The sequence below is a fragment of the Psychrobacter sp. T6-1 genome, from assembly GCF_052258445.1.
Window position 1 is genome coordinate 1 of the sequence record NZ_JBQQFC010000645.1, and the last position, 799, is coordinate 799.

The 799-nt window shown below is 41.6% G+C and carries 2 protein-coding genes; one reads left to right on the forward strand and one right to left on the reverse strand.

Annotation, left to right across the window (positions count from 1 at the left end):
- On the forward strand, positions 1-162 hold a 162-nt coding region (locus tag ACTXGO_RS15125; RefSeq protein WP_443575099.1), incomplete at its 5' end, for a neutral zinc metallopeptidase.
- Between the two features lie 125 nt (positions 163-287).
- On the opposite strand, the gene ACTXGO_RS15130 is transcribed toward ACTXGO_RS15125, so the two are convergent.
- On the reverse strand, positions 288-521 hold the full coding sequence (locus tag ACTXGO_RS15130) for a hypothetical protein (RefSeq protein WP_317200083.1): 234 nt from the start codon (positions 519-521) through the stop codon (positions 288-290).
- Positions 522-799 lie beyond the last annotated feature (278 nt).

The window sequence follows — 799 nt, forward strand, 5'->3', positions numbered from 1 at the left end:
GCCAGTCAAATCGGTGATGATCGCCTAGCACAAGCGAGTGGCGGGGCAGTAGTTCCTGATAACTTCACTCATGGCAGTAGTCAACAGCGGGTTAGCTGGTTTACTCGTGGTCTTGAATCAGGCAATATTCAATCTTGTGATACCTTTAGTGGTGGATTATAGCGCAATCATTGTTATCTCTATCATTGACCTCTCTATAGACGTTATCCATAAAAAAGCCTGCAATATATTGCAGGCTTTTTATAGTTATTTAAATACTAATCATTTAAACATTAAGTGTTTAAATCTTAGTTGTTATCAAGAATATAACCACCAGCACCGCCAATAGCTGCGCCAGCTAGTGCGCCGCGAGCGATATCTTTGCTATCGCCTTTGCTTCTGATAAGAGCACCAGCTGCCGCGCCAGCAGTCGCGCCTTTAGCGGTGTTGCTTGCATTACCAAAAGGACCTGAGTTACAGCCCGTCATGACGAGTGCTGAGCTGACCATTGCTGTCATTGCCATAGATTTAGCGAATTTCATAATATTACCTCTCAAAGTGTCAAAATTAAAGTACAAAGCTTATCATGATAATAAGCTTGTATTCACTATAGCCAATAGTAGCTGCTAACCTTCTCTTTAGTCGTAGTAAAAACGCTACTCTTTGCTAATAGGCTGTAAGTGTTGTTTCCAGTATGTGTCGCATGCAGATAGCCTAAACTTAAAAAAAAGGACTGCAGCAAGCAATCCTTTTTAGTTACGCTTTGATGCATAGACGTAGCCACTTAGCTTTGTGGTTTACGCTTCATCTTGTCAAAGAA